At 54.9% G+C, this 8,393-nt stretch carries 7 protein-coding genes and 5 tRNA genes; 1 reads left to right on the top strand and 11 read right to left on the bottom strand.

Annotation, left to right across the window (positions count from 1 at the left end):
- From E0L16_RS15285 to E0L16_RS15265, 5 genes are all read right to left on the bottom strand, one after another.
- On the bottom strand, window positions 1-87 hold an 87-nt coding region (locus E0L16_RS15285), incomplete at its 3' end, for a GTP-binding protein (RefSeq protein WP_002436303.1).
- 118 nt (window positions 88-205) lie between these two features.
- Window positions 206-281: transfer RNA gene (locus tag E0L16_RS15280), tRNA-Thr, on the bottom strand.
- 6 nt (window positions 282-287) lie between these two features.
- A tRNA-Gly gene (locus E0L16_RS15275) sits at window positions 288-362 on the bottom strand.
- Window positions 363-478: 116 nt separating this feature from the next.
- A tRNA-Tyr gene (locus E0L16_RS15270) sits at window positions 479-563 on the bottom strand.
- Window positions 564-571: 8 nt separating this feature from the next.
- Window positions 572-647, bottom strand: a tRNA-Thr gene (locus E0L16_RS15265).
- Window positions 648-964: 317 nt separating this feature from the next.
- Here E0L16_RS15265 and coaA point away from each other — a divergent pair.
- Window positions 965-1,915, top strand: coding sequence for a type I pantothenate kinase (gene coaA, locus E0L16_RS15260; protein ID WP_063868899.1), 951 nt, complete (start codon window positions 965-967; stop codon window positions 1,913-1,915).
- 42 nt (window positions 1,916-1,957) lie between these two features.
- Here coaA and dppF read toward each other — a convergent pair whose 3' ends face one another.
- The 6 genes from dppF to E0L16_RS15225 all read right to left on the bottom strand — a co-directional run bounded on the left by dppF (window position 1,958) and on the right by E0L16_RS15225 (window position 8,376).
- On the bottom strand, window positions 1,958-2,971 hold the full coding sequence (dppF, locus tag E0L16_RS15255; protein WP_063452212.1) for a dipeptide ABC transporter ATP-binding subunit DppF: 1,014 nt from the start codon (window positions 2,969-2,971) through the stop codon (window positions 1,958-1,960).
- Entirely contained in the window at window positions 2,968-3,951 is a 984-nt protein-coding gene (dppD, locus tag E0L16_RS15250) for a dipeptide ABC transporter ATP-binding protein (protein ID WP_063868897.1), read from the bottom strand. Before dppD ends, dppF begins: the two co-directional genes overlap by 4 nt.
- A gap of 10 nt (window positions 3,952-3,961) precedes the next feature.
- On the bottom strand, window positions 3,962-4,864 hold the full coding sequence (gene dppC, locus E0L16_RS15245) for a dipeptide ABC transporter permease DppC (protein ID WP_063452210.1): 903 nt from the start codon (window positions 4,862-4,864) through the stop codon (window positions 3,962-3,964).
- A gap of 9 nt (window positions 4,865-4,873) precedes the next feature.
- Window positions 4,874-5,893, bottom strand: coding sequence for a dipeptide ABC transporter permease DppB (dppB, locus tag E0L16_RS15240; RefSeq protein WP_022646696.1), 1,020 nt, complete (start codon window positions 5,891-5,893; stop codon window positions 4,874-4,876).
- A gap of 177 nt (window positions 5,894-6,070) precedes the next feature.
- Complete coding sequence (gene dppA / locus E0L16_RS15230; RefSeq protein WP_063452209.1) at window positions 6,071-7,678, bottom strand: dipeptide ABC transporter periplasmic-binding protein DppA; 1,608 nt, start codon at window positions 7,676-7,678, stop codon at window positions 6,071-6,073.
- A gap of 621 nt (window positions 7,679-8,299) precedes the next feature.
- Window positions 8,300-8,376: transfer RNA gene (locus E0L16_RS15225), tRNA-Pro, on the bottom strand.
- Between the last annotated feature and the right edge of the window lie 17 nt (window positions 8,377-8,393).

Genomic DNA, 8,393 nt, shown 5'->3' with positions numbered 1-8,393 from the left:
GGTCAGCGTTGTTTTACCATGGTCAACGTGGCCGATAGTACCGACGTTAACGTGCGGTTTTGTACGTTCAAACTTTTCTTTAGACATCGATTGTCCCTCTAAGACACGGATAAATCGGTGATATCACCACATCAACCAGGCGAAAATGCCTGAACTGTTGAATACATTTACATTGAAACAGAGAGAAAGGGAGGGAGAAGTGAAGTGGTGCTGATACCCAGAGTCGAACTGGGGACCTCACCCTTACCAAGGGTGCGCTCTACCAACTGAGCCATATCAGCACGTATTGGAGCGGGCAGCGGGAATCGAACCCGCATCATCAGCTTGGAAGGCTGAGGTAATAGCCATTATACGATGCCCGCATCCTGAAACTCGGCTACCCAGTTCTTTCTGTAACAAAAAAAGAGATTTCTCTCTTTTCTGTTCGAGCTGGTCAATTTTTCCAACCAGCTCCGGCGGCGTTGACGCTGCCAGAAAGTGGTGGTGGGGGAAGGATTCGAACCTTCGAAGTCTGTGACGGCAGATTTACAGTCTGCTCCCTTTGGCCGCTCGGGAACCCCACCGGACTTGATGGTGCCGACTACCGGAATCGAACTGGTGACCTACTGATTACAAGTCAGTTGCTCTACCTACTGAGCTAAGTCGGCATCAAGTAGCGCGCATTCTATGGAGACCTGCGCAGTCATGCAACTAAAAAATTGCATAAAACGTTCTTTCGCTCACATTTTATTCGAAACCAGGGCTAACCGCTGTAAATTCATCCGCTCACGGTTAAAAATTCAACATGAACGGCTGATTTCGGCACGCTATAGCCCCAGGTGATACCTATCCGATTAAGCATCGCTTTCCCATATTTTTTCTTATTATTCCTCTCATCTGGTGTTAACCTCCTGCCCATTGTCCAAAATTAACTATGTGATGAGCCCGCACCCGCCGTTTCGTGATGGTTCACAGAAGCATGCTTATGAGCAAAAAAGAGCAAACGTTAATGACGCCCTATCTTCAGTTTAACCGTAGCCAGTGGGCAGCCCTGCGTGACTCCGTCCCTATGACGCTGACGGAAGGTGAAATCGCACGGCTAAAAGGGATAAACGAAGATCTCTCCCTGGAAGAGGTGGCAGAAATCTATCTCCCCCTCTCTCGCTTGCTTAACTTCTATATCAGCTCCAATTTGCGTCGTCAGGCCGTGCTGGAACAGTTCCTCGGCACGAACGGTCAACGTATTCCTTATATCATCAGTATTGCGGGCAGCGTGGCAGTGGGTAAAAGTACCACCGCGCGCGTGCTACAGGCGCTGCTGAGCCGCTGGCCGGAGCACCGCAGCGTGGAGCTGATCACCACCGATGGCTTCCTGCATCCCAATGAGGTGTTGAAAGAACGCGGCCTGATGAAGAAGAAGGGCTTCCCGCTCTCTTATGATATGCACCGCCTGGTGAAGTTTGTCTCTGATTTAAAATCGGGCGTGCCTAACGTCACCGCACCGGTTTACTCGCATCTGATTTACGACCGTATCCCGGATGGCGACAAAACGGTTGTGCAGCCCGACATCCTGATTCTGGAAGGGTTAAACGTTCTGCAAAGCGGGATGGATTATCCTCACGATCCGCATCACGTGTTTGTCTCTGACTTTGTCGACTTCTCAATTTATGTGGATGCGCCGGAAGAACTGCTGCAACGCTGGTATATCAACCGCTTCCTGAAGTTCCGCGAAGGGGCGTTCACCGACCCGGATTCCTACTTCCATAACTACGCCCAGCTCTCTGAAGAAGAGGCTATCAACGTGGCGACAGGGCTATGGAATGAGATCAACTACGTAAACCTGAAAGAGAACATCCTGCCGACGCGCGAACGTGCAAGCCTGATCCTCACCAAGAGCGAGAAACACGCCGTCGACCAGATTCGGCTACGGAAGTAGACCTCAGACGAAAAAAAACCGGCTTATCGCCGGTTTTTTTCTTTATGCCTGCGGCTTTTCGCCGTTTTCATCCTGATCGACCGCGAAGCAGGCCACCAGCTGTCCACCATAATCCTTCAGCTGTGGCTGCAACTGCGTGCACGGACCAAAGCGGCGACGGCAGCGGGCGTTGAACGCGCAGCCCGGCGGCGGGTTCAGCGGGCTCGGCAGCTCGCCGGTCAGCTTGATACGCTCACGGCGGTCATCCGGGTTAAGCCGCGGCGTCGCAGACAGCAGCGCCTGGGTGTACGGGTGACGCGGATTAGTAAAGATCTGATCTTTCGTCCCCTTCTCCACGCAGCGCCCCAGGTACATCACCATCACCTCATCGGCAATGTGCTCAACCACGGACAGATCGTGCGAGATGAACACGTACGACAGCCCCAGATCCTGCTGCAAATCCATCATCAGGTTAAGCACCTGCGCGCGCACGGACACGTCGAGCGCCGAGACGGGCTCATCGGCAATCACCACGTCCGGATCAAGCATCAAACCGCGGGCGATGGCAATACGTTGGCGCTGGCCGCCAGAGAACATGTGCGGGTAGCGATCGTAATGCTCGGTTTTAAGGCCCACCTTCGCCATCATCGCCAGCGCTTTTTCACGACGCTGCTCTTTGCTCAGACTGCTGTTAATCAGCAGCGGCTCTTCCAGAATTTGTCCGACTTTTTTTCGCGGGTTCAGAGAGCCGTACGGGTTCTGAAACACGATCTGGATTTTCTGACGACGCAGCTTCTGCGCCTGCGGATCGTGCTTGAGTAGATCCTGGCCCTGATAGTAAAGCTCGCCGCCGGTAGGCGTTTCAATCATCGTCAGCAGACGGCCCAGCGTGGATTTCCCGCAGCCTGACTCCCCTACTACCGCCAGCGTCTTACCGCGTTCGAGGCTAAAGGAGACGCCGTCCAGCGCTTTCACCAGGCGTTCAGGAGCAAAAATCCCCTTCTTCACCGGGTAATGTTTTTTCAGGTCGATAGCCTGCAACAGCGGCTGTTGCGTGGTGGCCTGGTGCGTACTCATAGTGTTGGCCTCCCGGCATCATCGAGTGGGTAGTGGCATTTTGACTGTCGACCGTCGGCCAGCAGATTCAGCTCTGGCTCCTCAGCGCGGCATTTGTCCGTGGCATACGGGCAGCGCGGATTAAGCAGACAGCCTTGCGGACGGTCGTATTTGCCCGGAACCACGCCCGGCAGCGACGCCAGACGCGCCTTGTCCTGAGCAAACTCCGGCAGCGCGCGCAGCAGTGCCTGCGTATACGGATGACGTGGCGCGCGGAAGATATCGTGCGAACTTCCGGTCTCCACCACCTGGCCCGCATACATCACAATGATTTTGTGTGCCGCTTCCGCCACCAGCGCCAGGTCGTGCGTAATCAGCACCAGCGCCATGTTCTCTTTCTGCTGCAACTCCAGCAGCAGCTCGATGATTTGCGCCTGGATGGTCACGTCCAGCGCGGTTGTCGGTTCATCCGCAATCAGCAGCTTTGGCCGACAGGCGATAGCCATGGCGATCATCACGCGCTGGCTCATCCCGCCGGAGAGCTGATGCGGGTAAACGTCCAGACGCGATGCCGGATCGGGAATACCCACCTGCGTCAGCAGATCGATAGCGCGCTGACGTCGGGTTTTCTTATTGCCGCCCTGATGCACCTTAATGGCTTCCATAATCTGGAAACCGACGGTGTAGCACGGGTTCAGGCTGGTCATGGGGTCCTGGAAGATCATTGCCACTTCCGCGCCCACTAGCTGGCGGCGCTGTTTCTCGGAAATACGCTTCAGATCCTGACCGTTGAACGCCAGACTTTCCGCCATCACGCGGCCGGGGTAATCAATCAGCCCCATGATCGCCAGCGAGCTGACGGATTTACCCGAGCCAGACTCCCCAACAATACCAACCACTTCGCCCTGATTTACGCTGTAGCTAATGCGGTCCACGGCGCGAAACGGTGTGCCTTCGTCGCCGAAGTGCACGGATAATTTATCTACATTTAATAACGCCATCTCGTGCCTCTTACTGCTTCAGTTTGGGATCAAGCGCATCACGCAGACCATCACCCATCAGGTTAAATGCCAGCACCGTCAGCAGAATCGCCAGACCCGGGAAGGTGACGACCCACCAGGCGCTTTGCGCGAACTGCAACACGTCGGAGAGCATGGTGCCCCACTCCGGTGTTGGCGGCTGCGCACCCATGCCAAGGAAGCCAAGAGCGGCCATATCGAGAATGGCGTTAGAGAAACCGAGCGACGCCTGAACGATCAGCGGCGCAAGGCAGTTCGGGAAGATATTAATGAACATCTGGCGCATCGCACCGGCACCCGCCACGCGAGACGCGGTAACGTAATCGCGGTTCACTTCCACCAGCACCGCCGCACGGGTTAAACGCACGTAGTGCGGTAGCGCAACAAACGTCAGCGCAAGCGCAGCGTTACCTATCGACGGGCCGAAGACCGCCACCAGCACCAGCGCCAGCAGCAGGCTAGGCAATGCCAGCATGATATCGACGATACGCATGATGACGTTATCAACGATGCCGCCGAAGTAGCCCGCCACCAGGCCGAGCACCACGCCCATGATCAGCGACAACACCACCACGAGGCAGCCAACCAGCAGCGACAGGCGCGCGCCGTACATCAGGCGCGACAGCACATCACGGCCCACGTCATCGGTGCCCAGCAGATGGGCAACGCTGCCGCCGTCCTGCCAGACTGGCGGCACGAGCAGCGCATCGCGGAACTGATCTGCCGGGTTATACGGGGCGAGGAAGTTCGCAAACACCGCAATCAGGATCATGATGGAAACATACACCAGCCCGACGACCGCGCCTTTGTTGCGCTTGAAGTAGTGCCAGAACTCCTGCATTGGCGTCATAGGCACCGGCGCAGAGACCGCTTTATTTTGAGTAACTTGTGACATGATGGCCCCTTACTTCTTATGACGAATACGCGGGTTCACCACGCCGTACAGCAAATCGACCAGCAGGTTGACGAGGATAATCATCGTCGCGACCAGCAGTACACCACCCTGCACCACCGGATAGTCACGGCGTTGCAGCGCGTCAATCAGCCAGCGTCCGAGGCCCGGCCAGGAGAAGATGGTTTCGGTCAGGATCGCCCCCGCCAGCAGCGTACCCACCTGCAAACCGATAACGGTAACCACCGGCAGCATCGCGTTACGCAGGGCATGAATGATGATGACGCGCATACGGGTCAGGCCTTTGGCGCGGGCAGTACGAATATAGTCTTCGCCCAGCACTTCCAGCATGGAAGAACGGGTCATACGCACGATTACCGCCAGAGGTATGGTGCCCAGCACCATTGCGGGCAGGATCATGTGCGCAACCGCATCAATGAAGTTGCCCTCTTCGCCCCAGATCGCCGTATCAATCAGCATGAAGCCGGTTAACGGGTTGGTGTCATCAAGGAAGACCATGTCGCTGACGCGCCCGGAGACCGGCGTCAGGTTCCACTGCACCGATACCAGCATGATCAGCATCATGCCCCACCAGAAGATAGGCATGGAATAGCCGGTCAGTGCCAGGCCAACGGCGGTGTGGTCGAAAATAGAGCCACGCTTAACGGCAGCCAGTACGCCAACGGGAATCCCCACCGCGGTCGCAAAGATCATGGCGCAGATGCCCAGTTCAAGCGTCGCCTGGAAACGCGGCACGAACTCGTCCCACACCGGAAGTCGGCTTTTCAGTGAAATGCCTAAATCGCCGTGCAAGACGCCCCAGATATAGTGGAGGTACTGCTGCCACATCGGCTTATCAAGGCCGAGTTCAGCCAGCAGTTGCGCATGACGTTCAGGGGAGATACCACGCTCGCCCGCCATAATCATCACCGGATCACCCGGGATCATATGGACGAAGGCAAAAGTGAGAAGGGTGATACCGATAAACGTCGGGATAACCAGTCCCAGACGTCGGAGGATGAACTGCAACATAACCCGGATTCTCTCTGATGACGCACGCCCAGTGGCGTGACGTCTGTATTGCTCACAAATCTTATCCCCTCACCTGATGGAGAGGGAATAAAGCACTGCTGCCGGGTGGCGCTACGCTTACCCGGCCTACATACCGTAGGCCAGTGCAAGCGCAGCGCCGCCTGGCGTTGCTTTTAATTATTCAACAGACACGTTTTCGAAGTGGTGTTTGCCCAGTGGATCAACCACGTAGCCTTTGACTTCTTTACGCACTGGCTCGTACACGGTGGAGTGAGCAACAATCAGCGCCGGAGCCTGATCGTGCATGACAACCTGCGCTTGCTTGTACAGTTCAATACGTTTGTTGTGATCGTCGGTCGCACGCGCCGGCTGGATCAGGTCTTCAAACGGCTTGTAGCACCAGCGAGAGTAGTTGGAACCGTCTTTCGCTGCCGCACAGCTGAACAGGGTGGCGAAGAAGTTGTCCGGATCCCCGTTGTCACCGGTCCAGCCCATCATGACCGCCTGGTGCTCACCCGCTTTGGCGCGCTTCAGGTACTCGCCCCACTCGTAGGTCACAATCTTGGCCTGTACGCCAATCTTCGCCCAGTCAGCCTGAACCATTTCCGCCATACGGCGTGCGTTCGGGTTGTATGGACGCTGTACCGGCATCGCCCACAGCTCCACGGTGAAGCCTTTATCCTGGCCCGCTTCTTTCAGCAGCGCTTTCGCTTTCTCAGGATCGTAGGTGTAGTCCTTGATGTCGTCGTTATAGCCCCACATGGTTGGTGGGATCAGGTTCTTGGCTGCAACGCCCGCGCCCTGGTAAACGGCTTTGATGATCGCTTCTTTGTTCACCGCGTAGGTCAGCGCCTGACGCACTTTCACGTCATCGAACGGTTTCTTCTCGGTGTTGAAGGAGAGATAACCCACGTTCAGGCCCGCCTGCTCCATCAGGTTGATGTTTTTGTCCTGCTTCATGCGCGCGATGTCAGCCGGGTTTGGATACGGCATCACCTGACATTCGTTTTTCTGCAATTTTGCATAACGCACGGATGCATCAGGCGTGATGGAGAAGACCAGACGGTCGATCTGTGGCTTGGTGCCCCAGTAACCCGGGAAGGCTTTATACAGAATACGCGAATCTTTCTGGTACTGAAGCAGCTGGAACGGGCCGGTACCGATTGGGTTCAGGTCCACTTTTTCCGGGGTGCCGGCTTTCAGCATGTTGTCCGCGTACTCTTTAGAGAGAATAGAGGCGAAGTCCATGGCCAGGTCAGCCAGGAATGGTGCTTCCGGACGCGTCAGCACGAACTGAACGGTTTTATCGTCCACTTTCTTCACTTCAGCGATCAGGTCCGGCAGGCCCATCCCTTCGAAGTATTCATAGCTGCCGCCAGAGACCTTATGGTACGGGTTCTGGGCATTTTTCTGACGGTCGAAGGAGAACACCACGTCGTCGGCGTTAAGGTCGCGCGTAGGTTTAAATTCTTTGCTGTCCTGCCACTTCACGCCCTGGCGCAGGTGGAAGGTATAGGTTTTACCGTCTTCGCTGATATCCCACTTTTCAGCCAGGCCAGGAATGACTTCCGTGGTGCCGGTTTTAAATTCAACCAGACGGTTATAGATCGGTACTGAGCTTGCGTCGTAAGTCGTACCAGAGGTAAAGAGCTGTGGGTTAAAGCCTTCCGGAGAGCCCTCAGAACAGTAAACCAGGGTTTTTGCCTGTACGCTTGCTGCAACGGTCATGGCCACCAGGCTCAGACCAAGCTTCAGCATCCCTGACTTCTTCAAGGAAATACTCATTATTGTGCTCCAATGTGATGTTTTGCTTTGTTGTGTTACGCCGCCTGACCTTTATTTATTTTTTACCCGGTCCGGTCGGTGATGCCCGAAGGCGTTAAAAGGGATAGAGAATCCTTTCAGAAGAGCGTTTGAGTTGCAGCGCAGATCCTCCCTGAAATGCCCCTCGTGCCCTACAATCTGTCAACAGAATGTGAAAACGTCAATACAGGTGGCGGGGATTTACGTGGAGTGTGAGAAACCGCAAACAAAGATTAAAAAAACCCTGAATGCCAGTTTTCAGCAGAGAAATTTATGCTACTCGCCATGATGCAGCACAATTAACTTCATATTTCGCAACACTCAGTGATTAAGTTTTATTCAGATTGGGTAAATTTTCTTACGGAATGGTGATTATCTGAGCACTAAATACCGCGAACGTTAAAACGCACAGCGAAAAATGCTGAGGTTATCCATAAGCAACGCGAAAAAAGATCAAACTATATATAAAAAAATACAATGGATTATGTCACAAAACCGCAAGCAGGCAGGGGGAAGCAGGGCTAAGGGGTATTTTGAGGACTTGCGCGAAATAACGCATTAATGCAAAAAGGGCTAACCTTGCGGTTAGCCCTTTTTAGAATGTGGTCGGCGAGAGAGGATTCGAACCTCCGACCCACTGGTCCCAAACCAGTTGCGCTACCAAGCTGCGCTACTCGCCGAATGCGGAGCGCATCTT

Origin of the sequence: Enterobacter quasihormaechei, from assembly GCF_004331385.1 — a bacterium.
Classification (GTDB): domain Bacteria; phylum Pseudomonadota; class Gammaproteobacteria; order Enterobacterales; family Enterobacteriaceae; genus Enterobacter; species Enterobacter quasihormaechei.
Note: the sequence above shows the minus strand (reverse complement) of the source record. Positions and strands in the feature narration are given on the sequence as shown.